The organism is Flavobacterium sp. 2755, from assembly GCF_031455715.1.
GTDB lineage: Bacteria > Bacteroidota > Bacteroidia > Flavobacteriales > Flavobacteriaceae > Flavobacterium.
Map to the genome: position 1 here is coordinate 82,787 of NZ_JAVDTG010000012.1, position 19,148 is coordinate 101,934.

General features: G+C 33.9%; 17 protein-coding genes and 2 tRNA genes. 10 read left to right on the forward strand and 9 right to left on the reverse strand.

Annotated features, from left to right (window positions below):
• Positions 1–277: 277 nt before the first annotated feature.
• Together J2Y38_RS22050 and sppA are read right to left on the reverse strand one after the other, a co-directional pair.
• A complete protein-coding gene (locus tag J2Y38_RS22050; RefSeq protein ID WP_309846905.1) occupies positions 278–1,006 on the reverse strand; it encodes an alpha/beta fold hydrolase in 729 nt (242 codons plus the stop codon).
• An 11-nt stretch (positions 1,007–1,017) separates the two neighbouring features.
• Entirely contained in the window at positions 1,018–2,775 is a 1,758-nt protein-coding gene (gene sppA / locus J2Y38_RS22055) for a signal peptide peptidase SppA (protein WP_309846907.1), read from the reverse strand.
• A 138-nt stretch (positions 2,776–2,913) separates the two neighbouring features.
• Here sppA and folK point away from each other — a divergent pair, with 138 nt between their 5' ends.
• The gene (gene folK, locus J2Y38_RS22060; RefSeq protein ID WP_309846910.1) at positions 2,914–4,047 is read left to right on the forward strand and encodes a 2-amino-4-hydroxy-6-hydroxymethyldihydropteridine diphosphokinase; all 1,134 of its coding nucleotides are present in this window, start codon (positions 2,914–2,916) and stop codon (positions 4,045–4,047) included.
• Positions 4,048–4,139: 92 nt separating this feature from the next.
• On the opposite strand, the gene J2Y38_RS22065 is transcribed toward folK, so the two are convergent.
• The 3 genes from J2Y38_RS22065 to J2Y38_RS22075 form a co-directional block, all read right to left on the reverse strand.
• Complete coding sequence (locus tag J2Y38_RS22065) at positions 4,140–7,109, reverse strand: T9SS type B sorting domain-containing protein (RefSeq protein WP_309846913.1); 2,970 nt, start codon at positions 7,107–7,109, stop codon at positions 4,140–4,142.
• 113 nt (positions 7,110–7,222) lie between these two features.
• Entirely contained in the window at positions 7,223–7,759 is a 537-nt protein-coding gene (locus tag J2Y38_RS22070) for an RNA methyltransferase (RefSeq protein WP_291146270.1), read from the reverse strand.
• 74 nt (positions 7,760–7,833) lie between these two features.
• On the reverse strand, positions 7,834–8,265 hold the full coding sequence (locus J2Y38_RS22075) for a DUF1573 domain-containing protein (RefSeq protein ID WP_053471598.1): 432 nt from the start codon (positions 8,263–8,265) through the stop codon (positions 7,834–7,836).
• 156 nt (positions 8,266–8,421) lie between these two features.
• On the opposite strand from J2Y38_RS22075, the gene mutS reads away from it, so the two are divergent.
• The 4 genes from mutS (at position 8,422) to J2Y38_RS22095 (ending at position 11,865) form a co-directional block, all read left to right on the forward strand.
• The gene (gene mutS, locus J2Y38_RS22080; RefSeq protein ID WP_309846920.1) at positions 8,422–11,028 is read left to right on the forward strand and encodes a DNA mismatch repair protein MutS; all 2,607 of its coding nucleotides are present in this window, start codon (positions 8,422–8,424) and stop codon (positions 11,026–11,028) included.
• A gap of 162 nt (positions 11,029–11,190) precedes the next feature.
• Positions 11,191–11,263 (forward strand) — tRNA-Gly (locus J2Y38_RS22085).
• 14 nt (positions 11,264–11,277) lie between these two features.
• Positions 11,278–11,363, forward strand: a tRNA-Leu gene (locus J2Y38_RS22090).
• A 121-nt stretch (positions 11,364–11,484) separates the two neighbouring features.
• Entirely contained in the window at positions 11,485–11,865 is a 381-nt protein-coding gene (locus J2Y38_RS22095) for a DUF1508 domain-containing protein (RefSeq protein ID WP_309846922.1), read from the forward strand.
• Positions 11,866–11,982: 117 nt separating this feature from the next.
• On the opposite strand, the gene J2Y38_RS22100 is transcribed toward J2Y38_RS22095, so the two are convergent.
• On the reverse strand, positions 11,983–12,207 hold the full coding sequence (locus tag J2Y38_RS22100; protein ID WP_053471595.1) for a hypothetical protein: 225 nt from the start codon (positions 12,205–12,207) through the stop codon (positions 11,983–11,985).
• A gap of 344 nt (positions 12,208–12,551) precedes the next feature.
• Entirely contained in the window at positions 12,552–13,784 is a 1,233-nt protein-coding gene (locus J2Y38_RS22105; RefSeq protein ID WP_309846926.1) for a glycosyltransferase N-terminal domain-containing protein, read from the reverse strand.
• Positions 13,785–13,917: 133 nt separating this feature from the next.
• Here J2Y38_RS22105 and J2Y38_RS22110 point away from each other — a divergent pair, with 133 nt between their 5' ends.
• From J2Y38_RS22110 to J2Y38_RS22125, 4 genes are all read left to right on the forward strand, one after another.
• On the forward strand, positions 13,918–15,051 hold the full coding sequence (locus J2Y38_RS22110) for a DegT/DnrJ/EryC1/StrS family aminotransferase (protein ID WP_309846927.1): 1,134 nt from the start codon (positions 13,918–13,920) through the stop codon (positions 15,049–15,051).
• A gap of 36 nt (positions 15,052–15,087) precedes the next feature.
• The gene (gene galE / locus J2Y38_RS22115) at positions 15,088–16,101 is read left to right on the forward strand and encodes a UDP-glucose 4-epimerase GalE (protein WP_309846929.1); all 1,014 of its coding nucleotides are present in this window, start codon (positions 15,088–15,090) and stop codon (positions 16,099–16,101) included.
• A gap of 147 nt (positions 16,102–16,248) precedes the next feature.
• Complete coding sequence (locus J2Y38_RS22120) at positions 16,249–16,446, forward strand: hypothetical protein (protein ID WP_309846932.1); 198 nt, start codon at positions 16,249–16,251, stop codon at positions 16,444–16,446.
• On the forward strand, positions 16,434–16,751 hold the full coding sequence (locus J2Y38_RS22125; protein ID WP_309846933.1) for a hypothetical protein: 318 nt from the start codon (positions 16,434–16,436) through the stop codon (positions 16,749–16,751). The genes J2Y38_RS22120 and J2Y38_RS22125 overlap by 13 nt, the downstream gene beginning before the upstream one ends.
• A gap of 91 nt (positions 16,752–16,842) precedes the next feature.
• Here the strand turns inward: J2Y38_RS22125 and fabD are convergent, their stop codons facing one another.
• Together fabD and J2Y38_RS22135 are read right to left on the reverse strand one after the other, a co-directional pair.
• Positions 16,843–17,718 (reverse strand): ACP S-malonyltransferase, encoded by an 876-nt coding sequence (gene fabD / locus J2Y38_RS22130; protein ID WP_155102558.1) that lies wholly within the window; start codon positions 17,716–17,718, stop codon positions 16,843–16,845.
• A gap of 72 nt (positions 17,719–17,790) precedes the next feature.
• Positions 17,791–18,153, reverse strand: a complete 363-nt coding sequence (locus J2Y38_RS22135) for a DUF983 domain-containing protein (RefSeq protein ID WP_053471587.1) — start codon at positions 18,151–18,153, stop codon at positions 17,791–17,793.
• Positions 18,154–18,249: 96 nt separating this feature from the next.
• Here J2Y38_RS22135 and J2Y38_RS22140 point away from each other — a divergent pair, with 96 nt between their 5' ends.
• Complete coding sequence (locus J2Y38_RS22140; protein WP_309846938.1) at positions 18,250–19,110, forward strand: helix-turn-helix domain-containing protein; 861 nt, start codon at positions 18,250–18,252, stop codon at positions 19,108–19,110.
• The last annotated feature ends 38 nt before the right edge of the window (positions 19,111–19,148 follow it).

Genomic DNA, 19,148 nt, shown 5'->3' on the forward strand with positions numbered 1-19,148 from the left:
TGAATAAAAAAAATCCGCTTGATACTTTTCAAACGGATTTTACTTTTTTATTATTGTAACTATTTTTTAATAAAGGAAACAATCTTATGGACCAAGGTTTCAGAAATGGGAAGAGTTTCGTTATTATAACTTTCCATATTCGCCTTTTGGTCACCGTCGACTATTTTCATGATATGGTTCATTTTATCTACAATAACCAATTCTGAATTCTGTTTAGCCTTCGATAAGTTTTCGGCATCTTTAACCGAAACTTGTAAATCATTATTTCCCTGAATGATTAAAACAGGAATGTCAGTTTTTTAATTTCTGTCTGTGGATCGTATTTAAACCACGAAATCAAATAAGGCTGAATACTTGCCCTGAAAAGCGAATTTAAAAGCGGATCGACTTTGTTTACTTTATTACCGCCTTTTAAACTATCAATAATAGGAAACGTCATATCCTCAATTTGCTTGTTTGATTTAGAAGCAATTTGCGTTTTTATCAATTTATCGGCAGATTCTCCGGCTCCGGCAATCGAAACAAATTTATTGGCTTTTGCACTGGCAATCATTCCTATTAAAGAACCTTCGCTATGACCAATAACCGTTAATTGTGTAAAACGTTTGTCTTGTTTCAAATAGTTAATCCAGCTTTTTACATCTTCGGTATAATTTTCAAAAACCAGACTAGACTCTGCTACTGCCGATTTTTTGCTTTCGCCAATGCCGCGTTTATCAAATCGTAAAGATGCAATTCCGTTTTTGGCCAGTTCTTCTGCCAGCATTTTCAGGGAATTGTTTTTCATCATCGAATTATTTCCGTCTCGGTCTGTTGGGCCAGAACCAGCAATGATCAACGCAACCGGACATTTTTTTACACCGTCGGGAACGGTAAGTGTACCAAAAATCTGATCATTATTGATTTTTAAAATGGCAGACGTTTCTTTAAAAGTATCTTGTTTTTGGCTTTGGGCATTTACGAATGTCAGAAACAAAACGGTTAAAAACAGAATTATGTTTTTCATTTTAAATGGAATTATTTAATGTTTAGTCCAAAAGGCATCATCGCCTGAACTCCTTTTTGTCTCTGAAATCTTTTTACCTGCTCGATAAGCATATAGTTTTCTTCGCCAATTTCTTCTTTTATAAAAGCTTCTTTAGATTGAGCAAAAGGTAAACTACCCATTAAATCACCAAATGTTTTTTCGTATTCAGGATAGTTTTGCGTGCCATAATCTTTGATTTTAGCAATTTTTGCAGCCTCTGCAATGGCATCATTCAAACCTCCAATTTTGTCAACTAATCCAATTTTTACAGCTTCAGATCCAGACCAAACTCTTCCTTGTGCAATAGAATCAACTTGTGCAAAAGTCATTTTTCTTCCTTCGGCAACATGCGTTACAAAAGTTTTGTAAATCTGTTCAACGCCTTCAAGCGTAAAAGCTTTGAATTTTTCATCAACTGGTACAAACGGACTATAATTTGCTGAGTTTTCGTGTGTTTTTACCTGTTCTGTATTAATTCCTAATTTATTAGCAAGCGGAGTGAAGTTTGGTAAAACTCCAAAAACCCCGATAGAACCTGTAATAGTATTGCTTTCTGCAAAAATTTTATTCGCATTACAAGCGATATAATAACCTCCTGAAGCAGCATAATTTCCCATGGAAACAATTACCGGTTTTACTTTTTTAGTCACTTCAATTTCTCTCCAGATTAAGTCAGAAGTCAGCGCGCTTCCGCCCGGACTGTCGATTCTTAAAACGATCGCTTTTACATCTTCATTTTTTCTGGCTTCCTGCAGCGAACGGCGCATTGAACCTTCGCCAATAACATTTACATCGCCTTCGCCGCCTGCAATTTCGCCCTGAGCGTAAATAATTGCAATTTGATCAGTAGCAACATTGGTTAATGCTGTTGTTACATTATTTTGAGTATAATCTAAAATCGAAATTTTATTATACTCTTCGTCGTCTTTAACTTTCAAGGCTTTTTTAATGGCATTATGGTAAACATCTTCATAAGCTACAATATCAACTAAATGCTGCGTTTTTGCCATTTGTGGAGTTCTGGCTAACAAACCGTTTGCAATTTCATTTAGTTTATCAACCGGAATATTTCGGCTTTTTGAGATATCGCTGCAAACTGTTGACCAAATTGAGTTTAAAAGCGCTGTAACTTGTTCTCTGTTTGCATCGCTCATTTTGTTTTCTAAAAATGGCTCAACGGCACTTTTGTATTTTCCGTGACGAATCACTTCCATGTGGATTCCTGATTTTTCCTGAAAATCTTTAAAGAACATCACTTCAGACGAAAGTCCTTTAAAATCTAAATCTCCGGCTGGGTTCAAATACACAACATTGGCAACAGAGTTTAAATAATATTCTTTCTGCGAATACGTATTAGCGTAAGCCCAGACAAATTTTCCTGATTTTTTAAAACTCTCCAATGCATTTCTCAAATCTTTGTATTGCGCAAGTCCTAAAGAAGACTCGTCGTTTAAGATTGAAATTCCTTTAATATTATCGTCTGTTTCTGCGGCTTCAATTGCATTGATTACATCGGTTAAACCAACACTTTTTTTATCTGAAAAAACAGTTACCCAAGGATCTTTATATTTTCCGGCATAATCATTATTGATCTGTTTTAAATCTAATTCGATAACAGAATCATTTTTAACCGAAACTTTGTCGTCTCCGCCAAAAATGGCCCCAATTAGGATCACTCCAAAAAAGAAGAGCATGATAAATACAAAAATACCAATAACTGTGGCAAGTACATTTCCTAAAAACTTCATAAGTATATTTTTTTTAATAAGTAGCGATAAAGGGCTATTTGTTACAAATTTCGCACATAAATTTTAATCGGTTTCAATGTGCCGTTTCACAAATATATTGGTTAATTCTAAAATAGTTTTAGTTAATTTGCATTAATTATGAAATCACAGCACCAAGTCGTTTTATCTATAGGCAGCAACCAGGGAAACAGGTTAGAAAACATTGAAAGCTGTATTGCTTTGATACATCAGGAAGTGGGAACTGTGATTAAGGTTTCGAAACTTTATGAAACGCCTGCCTGGGGTTTTGAGAGCGATGCATTTTATAATTGCGCGTTACTTTTGCACACTACTTCATCGGCACAAAAAATATTAAATCAGGTTTTAAAAGTCGAAAAACAGTTAGGAAGAATCAGATTGAATCAGGAAGGATATCAATCCCGGATTATTGATGTTGATGTAATTGTTTTTGATGACGAAATTATAGAGACAGAAAAACTTCATATTCCGCATCCTTTAATGCAGAACCGAAACTTTGTTTTACTCCCTGTTCAGGATTTAAAATTAAACTGGAAACATCCTGTTTTTCAGAAATCTATTTCAGAATTAATTGCCATTTCTCCAGACGACAGCGTTTGTACGGTTGTTCAGGATTTGAAATGCCCACTCAGTGAAATTCCGTTAGAGAAATATAATTATATTGCTTTTGAAGGAAACATTGGGGCCGGAAAAACGACTTTAGTTCACAAATTTGCAGATGATTTTAATGCCAAAACGGTTTTAGAACGTTTTGCAGATAATCCGTTTCTTCCGAAATTTTACAAAGATCAAAATAGATATGCTTTTCCGCTTGAAATGTCTTTTTTAGCCGATCGTTATCAGCAATTATCAGATGATTTGGCGCAGTTTGATTTGTTCAAAGATTTTATCGTAGCCGATTATCATATTTTTAAATCACTGATTTTTGCTAAAATTACTTTGCAGGAAGACGAATATCGTTTGTACCGAAATCTATTCGATATCATTTACAAAGAAATGCCAAAACCAGATTTGTATATTTATTTGTATCAAAACACAGAACGTCTTCTTCAAAACATAAAAAAACGCGGACGTGCTTACGAGCAAAATATTCAAGCTGATTATTTAGATAAAATCAACAACGGATATCTGGAATACATTAAATCCCAAACCGATCTGAATGTTTTAATTATCGACGTTTCTGATCGTGACTTTGTAAAGAAACAGGAAGATTATCTTTTTGTTTTAAATGAAATTCAGAAGAAATTAGGTTAATTATATAATTAGAGAATGTGTCAATTAGATAATTTATTTAAGACATTTTTTAATTATCTCATTTTCTAATTGACACATTTTCTAATTCAAAACTATCTCAGTAATGAAAAGTGTCCTCGTAAAATAGGTTTTGTATTGTCTATTTTTAAAGCGTACCAATAATCTGAAGCCGGAAGAGGCGTTCTTTCAAGTGTACCGTCCCAACTCATATTAGAAGCGTTTAACTGTGCTATGAGTTTGCCGTAACGGTCAAAAATAGTAACTTCTGCCTGCGGATAATTTTCCATTCCGGTTACTTCCCATATATCATTATGAGTATCACCATTTGGAGTGAAAAATGCTGGAAAAACAAGAACAACGAAATTCAACGGGACTCCATTTCCACAGCCGCTTTTCTCGCGAACATACGCCGTTTGCAGTCCGCCCGGAACATCATAAAAAACATTAGAATCCTGATAGTAAACATCGTCTACAGAATACTCAAAATATGAGGTTTCCTTTTTAAGGTAAATAATAACTCTTGTTCCGTTTACCTCAATTCGATTAATTTCTGGAACCTGACGTTCTTCAACTATTATTGTTTTCGTGCTTGGGCAACCTTCAGGACTTGTTACAGTTACAGTATAAGTACCGGCTTGTGAAACGGATATTGTTTGTGTAGAGGCTTTATTTGACCATTCATAACTCATTCCCGAAACTCCGGCATCTAATGTTATGGTTTGAAATTGACATAAAATTAAGCTTTCGTCATGAACAACTGGCGGAGTATAAATTTCAATATTTACAGGCGTACGAGTTGGGTTAATACAGCTGGAATTTGAAGCCTCTGCATAATAAGTTGTATTTGATGAAATTATTGGTGTTGTAAAATTACTTCCGTTAAAAAGACTTATTCCTCCAACTGAGGTTGTAAACCAGTTAATAGTTCCAATGTTTGAACTGGCACTAATAGTTACAGACCCCGGTCCACAGTTTGAATAAGAAGGCTTACCCGCAACCGGAGTTGTTGGAGTCATGTTTACCGTAGCCGTAACCGATTTCCTGTTTGATTCACAGCCTGCATCTACATAATAAGTTGTTGTAGTATTTATTGTTGGAGTAGTATACGTGTTTCCTGTTCCTAATAAGTTGCCTCCCACAGCGGCATCATACCAGCTAATTGTTGCTCCCGCAGTTGTTGTTGCAGTAAAAGTAAAAGTTCCAGAATCGCAAACCGGATTTGGATTTGCTCCTGGTGTCGCAACCGGAATTGTAATTTTTGTACTTGCCGCGATTTCAAGCGGAGATTCCCCGGGCATTCCGCCATATTCCACCACATAACCTTTTGGCTGATATGGGTCGCCAGACGTTAACGAACCGGTATTAGAAAGGTCGTTCCATGAACCTCTAATTCCAATTCCGGGTTGTGTAATATGTGCATAATCTTCTTCTCCTAAATTATTAGGTTCTCCGGAATTCCAAAAAGTATAATTCATTATAGTTCCGGCTTCGGGCCCTGTAACCCATTTCCATAAGCCTTCGGTTTCGGCATCGCTTCCGCCAATCCATCCCGTTCCAGAGGCTTGTTCACCTATTAATTGGGCTTCATCTGCAGATAAAATAGTGGCTAAATATCCTGTAAGCCCGTAATAAGTACTTGATTCTGCTGCGGCTTTGGCAGTTGTCCACGTAATACCAATACTCGGAACAAATAAATAAAAATGCTTTGTTGAAGGTAAATAATTAGCATTACCAATTGTTATGGAGAAAGTTCTTGTTCCCGAAGCTGTAGCCGAAGAATTTGAGAAAACCACATCTTTTACAGCATCAACTAAGTCAGAATATAAAACATTTGTTCCTGTTGGACTTGTTATGCTTAATTTCCCTGCTGTTGCATCCCAGCTTGTTATTACATTAGGGTGTGCCGCCTGATTTGAAAGCGCAAGCTGATCGAATCCACTTGAATAACCAGACGAAATTTGAATATAAACGCCTTTAGTTGCTGTTTCGGCTGGATCGTGCGTAATAGTAAAATCAGTTACAATTTTTATTGTGTTTTGTGGGCAGTATAATTGATCTCCGGTTGCTTTAACAATAGGGGCAGTTGTTGCGGGTTTACTACAGTCATTTGAATATTTTGCTGTATTATCTTTGAAGATTGTCCAATTTGCATTTGAATAAGCCTCATCATCTACTTGTATACAAGTTAGACCAGGATTAGATTTGAAATTTCCAATGGCTAGTTTTGTGTTCTGCCCATTTTTTAAATTCAAATTTGTTAGCTGGTTATCACTACAATAAAAAAAATTTAGATTAGGATTGTTAGACACATCTAAACTAGAGAATTGATTATTATGACAGTTTAAGTAATTTAAATCTGGATTACTAGAAAAATTTAGAGAAGGTATTTGATTGCTATTTAAGTCTAAAGATTTCAATAAAGGGTTTTTAGAAATATCAAAACTGGACAAATTGTTAGAAGCGCAGTTTATATTTTCCAAAACGATATTTTTTGAAAGATCTAAAGTTGTTAATTTATTAATATTGCAATTTAAATTTGATAAAGTAGGATTGTTAGTGAGATCTAAATTTGATATATTATTATCAGAACAATGGAGCGTGTTTAAATGTGTGTTTTTTGAAACATCTAAACTGTTTAATCCGTTATTTTCTATAAATAAAACTTTTAATTCCGTGTTTTTAGAAAGATCTATATTGGATAAATGGTTGTAATCACATCTTAAAAAACTTAGTAAAATATTGTTTGTAAGATTTAAAGTAGTAAGAAAATTTCTTTTATTGATATCTTGGTTAGTTAGTCCAACATCTAAGTTTGTCAATTTTACAAAAGCCTCAATACCTGTTAAATCAGTAATGTTTCTACCTGAAATTTTTAATTCTGTTAGGTCTTTGACATTTGCAGTCAGAACCTGACCATCAGGAGCACCGCTGTCAATATTCAAATCAATTAACGCCTCTTCAAATTTTTGATCAGGAATAGCTGTATATTGAGCAAATCCAGTAAAAGGGAAAAGCAATAAGAAAAATAAATGTTGTGGTTTAAGGAAATAGATAGTTTTCATTTTATAAAAGTATCAATTTCTTAATAATAAAAAAATATATTTATATTTCTAACATTTAAATACTGAAACTAATTTAAAAATCACATTTTTTTGGTAAAAATATTCTTTAATTCTTAGTTTGGCCAGTTTAATTTTTGAAATAAATCCCAAACTACAATTCCGGCACTTACAGAAATGTTTAAAGAATGTTTGGTTCCTAATTGCGGAATTTCGATACAGCCATCGCAAATAGCAACCGCTTCCTGAGATACACCATAAACTTCATTTCCAAAAACTAAAGCATATTTTTGGTTTTTCTCCACCTTAAAATCCTGAAGAAAAATGGCACTTTCAACTTGTTCAATAGCAAGAGTCAGGACATTTTCTTTTTTCAGGTTTTCGATTACTTCCAGTACATTTTCGTGATGTTCCCACGCAACAGTTTCAGTAGCGCCAAGAGCAGTTTTATGAATTTCTTTATTGGGAGGAGTCGCTGTAATACCGCAAAGAATTATTTTTTCGATCAAAAAAGCATCGGCAGTTCTAAAAACAGATCCAATATTGTGCAAACTGCGAATATCGTCCAAAATCAATATTAAAGGAGTTTTGTCTGATTTTTTAAAATCTTCGATTGATTTTCTGTCTAGTTCGCTATTTTCGAGTTTTCTCATTGGTTTAAATTCAGGTCATAAAAAAAGCTTCCAAAGATAAGGAAGCTTTTTCAATTATTTTGTTGTTTCTCAGATTAGCTTTTTACTGGATCTGGTAAAACTGTACCTTTAATAGTAAGTACTTTTGTTGGTTGTCCTTCAGCATTTGAAGTAACAGTTACAGTTTTTGTAAAAGCACCAACTCTGTCAGTAGCATATTTTACACCAATAATACCTTTAGCACCCGGAGCGATTGGCTCTTTTGGCGTTGTAGGCACTGTACAGCCACAAGAACCTTGAGTGTTTGTAATGATTAACGGTTTTGTTCCGTTGTTAACAAAAACGAATTCACGTTTACCGTCAGCATTGTGAGCGATAGTTCCGTAATCAATAGTTTCTGTTTCGAAAAGCATTCCAGCTCCTTCAACTTTAGCAACTTTAGCAGCTTTAGCTTTTTTAGTTGTTTGTGCGTTAGTAGCCGTAATACCAGCTACAGCTAACATAGCGAATAAAATTATTTTTTTCATTTTTAAGGGTCTTTTTTAATGATGAACAAAGCTATATAAAATTCTTATATCTGAACATAAAAAAATCTTAAAATATTTTAATTTTTGAAGTGCCCGATATGCCGCCAAAAAATTATAAATTCGCTGTCTTAATTTTCATTTAAAAACATATCAATTTTGGCAGCTAAAGAGAAAGTGGTGAAGGAAACACCTTTAATGAAACAGTACAACGAAATCAAGAGAAAATATCCTGATGCCTGTCTGCTTTTCAGAGTAGGAGATTTTTATGAAACTTTTGGAGAAGATGCTATCAGAGCTTCTAAGATTCTTGGGATTACCTTAACAAAAAGAGGCGCAGGGTCTGATACAGAGACGGCTCTGGCGGGCTTTCCACACCATTCTATCAATACATATTTACCAAAATTGGTTAAAGCCGGACTTCGTGTTGCAATCTGTGATCAGCTTGAAGATCCTAAAATGACTAAAACTATTGTAAAGCGAGGCGTTACAGAATTGGTAACTCCCGGAGTTTCTTTAAACGATGAAGTTTTACAATCTAAAACAAACAACTTTTTAGCATCTGTTTATTTTGCTAACAAAAATATTGGGATTTCATTTTTAGATGTTTCGACAGGAGAATTTCTTACCGCTCAGGGAAATGCAGAATACATAGATAAATTACTGCAGAATTTCAATCCTAGTGAAGTTCTTGTCCCTAAGAACTGCAAAAGTGATTTTAAAAATGCTTTTGGAGAAGATTTTCATAGCTTTTATCTGGAAGACTGGATTTACAAAGAAGATTACGCTTTAGAAACGCTGACGAAACACTTTCAAACCAATTCATTAAAAGGTTTTGGTGTAGAAGAATTAAAAGAAGGAATTATTTCTGCCGGAGCAATCCTTTACTATTTATCAGAAACGCAGCATAACAGAGTGCAGCATATTACAGCGATTCAGCGAATTGCCGAAGATGCTTATGTATGGATGGATCGTTTTACGATTAGAAACTTAGAATTGTATCACAGCTATAATCCAAATGCTGTAACACTTTTAGATGTAATCGATAAAACGCTTTCTCCAATGGGCGGACGTTTGTTAAAACGCTGGCTGGCACTTCCGCTAAAAGACGGCAATAAAATAAAAGGACGTCATGATGTGGTTGCGTATTTGAAATCAAATCAGGATGTTTTACAAAATATTCAATATCAAATTAAGCAAATTTCAGATTTAGAACGTTTGATTTCTAAAATTGCGGCAGGAAAAGTTTCTCCGCGCGAAATTGTATATTTGAAAGAATCTCTGGATGCTATTATTCCAATAAAAACCTTAGCGCTCGAAAGTCCGCAGGAAGCTGTAAAAGTTATTGGAGACAGTTTGCATTCGTGTGATTTGTTACGCGAAAAAATCAAAACTACCTTAAATCAGGATGCGCCGGTTGCTATTTCAAAAGGAAATGCAATTGCAAAAGGAATTAATGAAGAATTAGATGAATTGAGGGCTATTTCTACATCTGGAAAAGAATTCTTGGAAGGAATAGAAAGAAGAGAATCTGAACGTACAGGAATTTCATCTTTAAAAATATCATTCAATAATGTTTTTGGATATTATATCGAAGTTCGAAACACACATAAAGATAAAGTTCCGGAAGAATGGATTCGTAAACAGACTTTGGTAAATGCAGAACGTTATATTACAGAAGAATTAAAAGAATACGAAACCAAAATTTTAGGCGCCGAAGAAAAAATTCATAAAATTGAATCAGAGCTTTTCGAACAATTAGTTGCCTGGATTGCAACTTATATTAAGCCTGTTCAAATGAATGCTTATTTAGTGGCGCAATTAGACTGTTTATGTTCGTTTACACAAATGGCGGTTGAAAACCAATATGTGTGCCCTGAAATTGATGAAACTTTTGAATTAGATATTAAAAACGGAAGACACCCTGTAATTGAAAAACAATTACCAGTTGGAACTCCATATATAGCAAATGATGTTTTTCTGGATAGAGAAACACAGCAAATTATAATGATTACCGGACCTAACATGTCGGGTAAGTCGGCAATTTTAAGACAAACGGCTTTGATTGTGCTTTTGGCTCAAATGGGAAGTTTTGTTCCAGCTGACAGTGTAAGAATGGGAGTTGTAGATAAAATTTTCACAAGGGTAGGAGCTTCTGATAATATCTCGATGGGAGAATCGACTTTTATGGTTGAGATGAATGAAACCGCTTCTATTTTGAACAATATTTCAGATCGTAGTTTGGTGCTTCTGGATGAAATTGGAAGAGGAACAAGTACATACGATGGAATTTCGATTGCGTGGGCTATTGCTGAGTTTTTACACGAACATCCATCAAAACCAAAAACGTTGTTTGCGACGCATTATCATGAATTGAACGAAATGACAGAATCGCTTTCGAGAATTCAAAATTATAATGTTGCCGTAAAAGAATTAAAAGACACCGTTCTTTTCGTGAGAAAGCTTGTAAAAGGCGGAAGTGAGCATAGTTTTGGAATTCACGTAGCAAAAATGGCCGGAATGCCGCAGATTGTAATTTTGAAAGCACAGAAGCTTTTAAAGAAATTAGAAAAGAATCATTCAAGCGATGCTTTAAACGGGGTAAAAACAGCTAATGATGAAATGCAGATGAGTTTCTTTAATCTGGATGATCCTTTATTGGAAGAAATCAAAGAAGAGATCTTAAGCCTCGATATTAATGCGATCACACCTGTTGAAGCCTTGATGAAGCTGAATGAAATAAAAAGAATGCTGGTTAAGAAATAAATCGAAAAATTTTTTCAAGTTTAAAGTTTAGGTTATCAGAAAGTTATAAAATAAGTAAATATTTTTTTGAAAAAAGGCTTGTGTAATTGAATAAATGTCCTAAATTTGCACTCGCAATACGAAACAAGTCAAGTATTGTAGTTCTTAACTAGAATTTGAAACGCGAAAATAGCTCAGTTGGTAGAGCGCGACCTTGCCAAGGTCGAGGTCGCGGGTTCGAGCCCCGTTTTTCGCTCAAAACCATATAATGCTCGGATGGTGAAATTGGTAGACACGCTGGACTTAAAATCCAGTGAACAGCAATGTTCGTGCGGGTTCAAGTCCCGCTCTGAGTACTAAAGCCTCTTCTTTTGAAGAGGCTTTTTTTATTGTGTAAATTCTTTAAAGGCGCTAACGTGCTGAAATTCTAAGGTTCGGAGGATCTAAAATCAACAATCTAAAATCTAAAATTCAAATATGGGTGCTTTTGTAATTAGCAGGCGATTTAATGATGAATATAAGTTTGTGTTTACTTCCAGGAAAGGGAAAGTGATTTTTACAAGTTTGAGTTATGAATTGAGGTTTGAATGTGAAGAAGATATTGAAAGATTTAAAAAGACAATTGAACTCTCTAAATTTTTAAAATTTAAAGGCTCTGGGGGGAAATATTTTTTTAAATTGATGTTAGATGGTGTTCACTTTGCAACAAGTCGAAAATACACTACAGAATTGCTTTTGCAAAAAGGAATAAAAGAAATTGTGACTTATGCTTCAAAAGCGGAGATTTTGGATTTCTCGTCGAGTGAATCGATTTTTGGAGATGAAGAGGTTTCTGTTGAAGAAGAGGTAGAGGATTAAAAAAAAGCGTTCACGAAAAGTGAGCGCTTTTTTTATGCTTTGCGACCAAGTTGAAATTTGGTCAAAAAAAAACCATCGATTTCGATGGTTTTAAAATCTTTAGAATTTAGGTTCTAATTATTTTTTTACTTCTTTAGCAGCTTCTTCTACTTTAGCAGCAGCAGAATCAACTTTAGTAGCAGCTGAGTCAACAGTTGCAGCAGCAGAATCAACTACAGCAGCAGCAGAATCAACAGCAACAGCAGTAGAATCTACAGTTTCAGTAGCTGCAGCGTCAGCTTTTTTACAAGATACAACAGTTAAAACAGCAACAACAGCTAAACTTAAAAATACTTTTTTCATCTTACTTTATTATAAAAGGTTAATTATTAATTCGTGGCAAAGATATAAATTTTTTAATATGTAAAATATTTTTTCACTTTTTTTTTAAAATATTTTCCTAGCTCACGTTTATCTTATTTATCAAAGAATATGCCAAAAATATAAAATTATCTTAAATTATTTAATATTTTGTATAAATAATTTTTTGTTGAAAATTCTATGGTTGAATTGGCTATTTTATTTCTCTTAATTGCAGTTTATCTTGCTTTTTAAGGAATATTGCCTGATCTTAAATAATGAAAATTACCTGCTTTTAAATCGTTTCTCTAAAATAATCGCTCAGAAAATTAAATTTGAATCTTTACTTACTCTGAAACAATTCTCATAATCGTATTTGTGGCTCCTTTGTTGTTCTGAATAAAAGATTCGCAAATTTGACTTTTTTCTTTAAGAAATGTTGGATCAGTCAGTAAACGGTCTAAAATTTCTTTTAGTTCAGAAATATTAGAAATTGGCATGCATCCGCCAAGTCCAACTAAAGAAACAGCTTCTGCAAAATTAGAATAATTAGGGCCAATTACAATTGGGATTCCAAATGTTGCCGGTTCCAAAATATTATGAATTCCCGGGTTTCCAAATCCGCCGCCAACGTAAGCGATCGTTCCGTAACTATATATTTTGGTTAAGATCCCGATGGTGTCAATTATAAATACATTATAATTTGATAAATCTTTGTTCTCTTTTTCAGAAAATAAAACTGTCGATTTTGTAATTTGGGATTTCAGATTCGAGATTTGATCCGTTTTTATGTTATGCGGTGCGATAATAAATTTTACATTTTCTGGCGCCTGATTGATGTATTCAGCAATTAAAACTTCGTCTTTTGGCCATGAACTTCCAATAATTATGGTTTGCTGATTATTTTTGAAATTTTCGATGTAATCAAGAGTATTGTCTCTTTCTAAAATCGCAGCAACTCTGTCAAAACGCGTATCTCCAGATACGATTACATTTTTAAAACCAATAGCTTCAATTTTTTGTTTTGAACTTTCATTCTGCACAAAGAAATAAGTGAAAGCTTTTAATGCTTTTCTGTAAAAACCGCCATACCATTTAAAAAACATCTGACTGTCTCTGAAAATTCCGGAAATCAAATAAGTTGGTGTTTTACTTTTTTCTAATTCTTTTAAATAATTTAACCAAAATTCATATTTGATGAAAAAAGCAAATTCAGGATGAACCAATTTTAAAAATCTTTTAGCGTTGCTTTTTGTGTCCAAAGGAAGATAAATGGTAACATCAGCAACGGTGTTATTTTTACGCACTTCGTATCCTGAAGGGGAAAAAAAGGTTACAATAATTTTATGTAAAGGATATTTTTCTTTAATTTTTTCAATTACAGGAAGTCCTTGCTCGTATTCACCAAGCGAAGCAGCGTGAAACCAAATCGTTTTGTCTTCGGGTTTAATTTTTTCTTCTAAAATGGAAAATACATTTTTCCGACCTTCAACAAAAAGCTTAATTTTCGGACTAAAAAGTGCGACTATTTTAAGAAAAAACGCTGCTAAAGAAACAGCTAAATTGTATAAAAAAAGCATGTAGTAATTTTTGCAGCTAAATTACATTTCTTTCGTTTATTTTCATTGGTTTGAAGGGATTAATAACTATTTTTGTTCCTTCTTTCTGACATTCTGGTTTAGTAGAAAGGCTTTTTTAAATAAAATATCGAAAATGAAAAAAATACAAATGGTTGACTTAAAAAGTCAATATGAAAAAATAAAAACGACTGTAGATGCTTCAATTCAAGAGGTTTTAGACACAAATACTTATATTAACGGACCTTTAGTTCATCAGTTTCAAAAAAATCTTGAAGACTATTTAGGAGCAAAACACGTAATTCCGTGTGCAAATGGAACAGACGCTTTGCAAATAGCAATGATGGGGTTGGATTTAAAGCCAGGAGATGAAGTTATCACTGCCGATTTTACTTTTGCAGCAACGGTTGAGGTTATTGCATTGTTACAATTAACTCCGGTTTTAGTTGATGTTGATTTGCATAATATGAACATCGATATTGATGCAGTAAAAAAAGCAATTACGCCAAAAACTAAAGCAATTGTTCCGGTACATTTATTTGGACGCGCTGCAAATATGGATGCCATTATGGAAATTGCAGCTGAACATAATTTATATGTAATCGAAGATAATGCACAAGCAATTGGAGCTGATTATATTTCAAAAACTGGAACAAAAAGCAAAGTTGGAGTTATTGGTCACGTTGCGGCAACTTCATTCTTTCCTTCTAAAAACTTAGGCTGCTACGGAGACGGTGGAGCAATTTTTACAAATGATGATAAATTGGCTCACGTTATCCGCGGAATCGTAAATCACGGAATGTACGAGCGTTACCATCACGATGTTGTGGGAGTAAATTCACGTTTAGATAGTATCCAAGCGGGAGTTTTAAATGCAAAACTACCTTTGTTAGATGAATATAATAAAGCACGTCGTTTAGCGGCTTCAAAATACAATGCAGCTTTCGCAGGAAACAAACATATTGTTACACCAGAATTTGATGCAAATGAAAACGACCACGTTTTTCACCAATATGTTTTAAGAATCTTAGATGCTGATAGAAATGCTTTAATGCAGTATTTATTAGATAAAGGAATTCCATGTGCAATTTATTACCCAATTCCATTGCACTCTCAAAAAGCATATTTAGATCCTCGTTATAAAGAAGAGCAATTCCCAGTTACTAATCAATTAGTGCAGGAAGTAATTGCTTTGCCAATGCATACAGAACTTGATGACGAGCAGATTAAATTTATAACAGATTCTGTTTTAGAATTTTTGAATAAATAAGTAACAGCCAAAATAACCACATAAACAACCAAATAAATGAAAGTATTAGTAACAGGAGGATTAGGATTTATAGGTTCTCACACGGTAGTCGAATTGCAAAATGAAGGCTTTGAAGTTGTGATAATTGATAACCTTTCAAATTCTTCAGAAGATGTTTTAAAAGGAATTACAGCCATAACGGGAAAAACGCCTTTATTCGAAAAAATTGATTTAAGAGAAAAAAGTGCCGTTCGGGATTTCTTTAAAAAACATAATGATGTTACTGGGGTAATTCATTTTGCTGCTTCAAAAGCAGTTGGTGAAAGTGTTGAACAGCCTTTGTTGTATTACGAAAACAACATCAGCAGTTTGGTTTATCTTTTACAGGAATTACAGCAAAAACCTGAAGCAAGTTTTATTTTCAGTTCGTCTTGTACGGTTTACGGTCAAGCCGAAAAAATGCCAATTACAGAAGATGCTCCGGTTCAAACAGCGATGTCTCCTTACGGAAACACGAAACAAATTGGAGAAGAAATAATTGCAGATACTGCAAAAGTAACTAATATCAGTGCGATTTTATTACGTTATTTTAATCCGGTTGGAGCGCATTCTTCAACTGAAATTGGAGAATTGCCTCTTGGAGTTCCTCAAAACTTAGTTCCATTTATCACACAGACAGGAGTAGGTTTACGTCAGGAATTATCTGTTTTTGGAAATGATTATCCAACGCCAGACGGAACTGCTGTTCGTGATTATATTCACGTTGTCGATTTAGCAAAAGCACACGTAATTGCATTACAGCGTTTGTTAAACAAAAAGAATTTGCAAAAAGTTGAAACGTTTAATTTAGGAACTGGAAAAGGAAGTTCAGTTTTGGAAGTGATTCATAGTTTTGAAAAAGTAAGCGATAAAAAACTGCCATACGTAATTAAACCGCGCCGCGAAGGTGATATTACAGAAGCCTACGCAAACACAGACAAAGCAAACAACGTTTTAGGCTGGAAAGCAGAATTAAGTTTAGACGAAGCAATGGCAAGTGCCTGGAAATGGGAACAAAAAGTTCGTTCGTAAATAAAATACACAAAGATATTCCGTAGAGACGCACTGCACTGCGTCTAAAGTATGTAAAGAAGTCCCAAATAATCTAAATTGATTATTTGGGATTTTTATTTTAATTCAATTTATTTTGTAATTTTGTAAGATAAAATTGTAGGAATTATGGACTCAAAAAAAGAAAATAAAAAAAATGATAAGGTTGAAGAGCCTAGAGTAGAATACGAAATCCAAAAACCTAAATTTAAAGGAATAGATCCTGAAACTTTTGATTTTGATGCTGAGTTTGCAAAAGGATTGACCTCAGAAGAGTTTAAAGCCGAAATGTCTAAAAGAATAAAGGCTTATCCTTGGAAAAAGTAATTTTTAAAAATGCTGTTCTGGAATATTTTGATAATTTAGTTTATTCACTTTTTAAACAAGAGTATTTCGGTTTTCATGAATCCGCTCAGAATTATATCGATAAAATAGTTGATTTTATTATTTCGAGTACTTCTACTTTTCCTCACAAGAAAACCCCAAAATCTCTCCAGTGTTTAGGTTCAAATTATATTTTTTATAAGCCAAATGTCAGAACAACTTGGTATATCTTTTTTGAGAAAAGAAATCAGAACTATATAATAACAGGAATTACAAATAATTATACAGAAGAAGCAAAAGAGCTATAAAAACAAAATCCTCATAAACAATTGGTTCATGAGGATTTTTTTATGAGTATAGTTTTTAACTGATCACTAAAAACGGAATACTGAACACTAATTATGCATTCGCAGTAACCGCTTCTTTATCAATTTTATTAATCAAACCAGCTAACACTTTTCCTGGACCAACTTCAGTAAATAAAGTAGCACCGTCAGCGATCATTTGCTGTACAGATTGTGTCCATTTTACTGGAGCAGTCAATTGAATGATTAAGTTCTTTTTAATTTCGTTTGCATCAGAAACTGCATTGGCAGTTACGTTTTGATATACTGGACAAATAGGAGTAGAGAATGTAGTTGCTTCAATTGCTGCAGCTAATTCTTCTCTTGCAGGTTCCATCATTGGCGAGTGAAATGCACCACCAACAGGTAAAATTAAAGCGCGTTTTGCTCCCGCAGCTTTCATCGCTTCACAAGCTTTTTCAACTGCTGAAGTTTCTCCGGAAATTACTAATTGCCCCGGGCAGTTATAATTTGCTGCAACCACAATTCCGTCAATAGAAGCACAAACTTCTTCCACAATATTATCAGCTAAACCTAAAACAGCAGCCATTGTAGATGGAGTAATTTCGCAGGCTTTTTGCATTGCTAAAGCACGTTGAGAAACTAATTTAAGACCATCTTCAAAAGATAAAGTTCCGTTAGCAACTAGTGCAGAGAATTCTCCTAAAGAATGTCCTGCAACCATTTCTGGTTTAAAATCTTCGCCTAAAGTTTTAGCTAAAATAACAGAATGTAAAAATACTGCCGGCTGTGTAACTTTAGTTTCTTTTAGTTCTTCGGCTGTACCTTCAAACATGATATCTGTAATTCTAAAACCTAAAATTTCATTGGCTTTTTCGAATAATTCTTTGGCTAAAGCCGAGTTTTCATATAGGTCTTTGCCCATTCCTGTAAACTGTGCACCCTGACCTGGAAATACGTATGCTTTCATTTGTCTAATTTAATTTTTACTTTTTTTAAAATTGAAAATTAGTTTCAATTGGAAGGCAAAAGTACTATTTTTTTATTTCGTATAATCCTTGAACATGTAAATCCATGCTAATCTTGAAAATCTAAGATTGAAAGAAGTAAGTAAAGTAATGACAACAGCAATGATTGGAATAATTCTTAAATCGAAATTTGTCTCAAAGAAAAACTGTGCAATACAATACGTTGCAATTCCCTGAGCGACTGTTAATCCGTAGTTTACATACATCGCGCCAAAGAAATAACCAGGCTCTTTTTGGAACTTGTAATTGCAATGGCTGCAATATTCGTTCATTTTTGGAAGACCGAAAGATAAAAAAATATTTCTGTCTGTAAATACTTTTCCTTTATGACAAACAGGACATTCGTTGCTTAAAATATGAGTTAATGAATTTGACATGACTTTGATGTTTTTTATTTATACAAAGGTAATTCAGAGCAGGATAAAAGCCTTTTTAGTATCTTCGCTTATTATAGCACAATAAAGACATTTGTTATGAAAAAATATCCCATTTACAGCGTCCAGAATTTTAGCTGCAATGATATTCATCGCGATTTTTACGTCAATACTTTTACAGAGCATTTAAAAAGCCACAGTTTTGTAGAAGACCCGCATCGCCATGATTCCTATTTAATGGTATTTTTTACAAAAGGTTCCGGACGGCACGAAGTTGATTTTGACCAATTCGAAATAAAAAGAGGAAGTTTATTTGTACTGCAGCCCGGACAAATGCATCATTGGAGTTTGTCTAAAGATGTTGAAGGTTTTGTAATTATCTTTTCGCAGGAATTGTATAATCTCTATTTCGGACAAAAAAACATCAATGATTATAATTTCTATCATTCCATTCATAATCGACCAGAAATGGTTTTCGAAGAAAAAGAAATCCCGAAAATCCTGCCTTATTTTGATTTACTGATACAGGAAAATAATCAGAATAATAAATATCAGCTGGATAAAATGCTGAATTTATTAGATTCAATTCACATCGAAATCGCACGTAAATACAGCGAAACGTATTCGCACCAAACCCATTCGTACAATATTAAAATCAACAAGTTTGAATCACTTTTAGAAGAATATTTCAGAACCGAAAAATTACCCTCTTTCTATGCCGAAAAACTGAATATTACTTTGAAACATTTAAACAGAATCTGCAATGAAATTCTGCAAAAAACAGCCACAGAAGTTATCACAGATCGTGTAATCCTCGAAATAAAAAGAATGCTGATCGATAAACAATTAGCCGTAAACGAAGTAGCCTTTAAAGTTGGCTACGAAGATTATTCGTATTTCTCCCGTTTCTTTAAAAAACAAACAGGATTATCGCCAACAGAATTTCGAAATATAAAATAAAAAAGGGCTTCGACTTCGCTCAGCCTGACAATCGTATT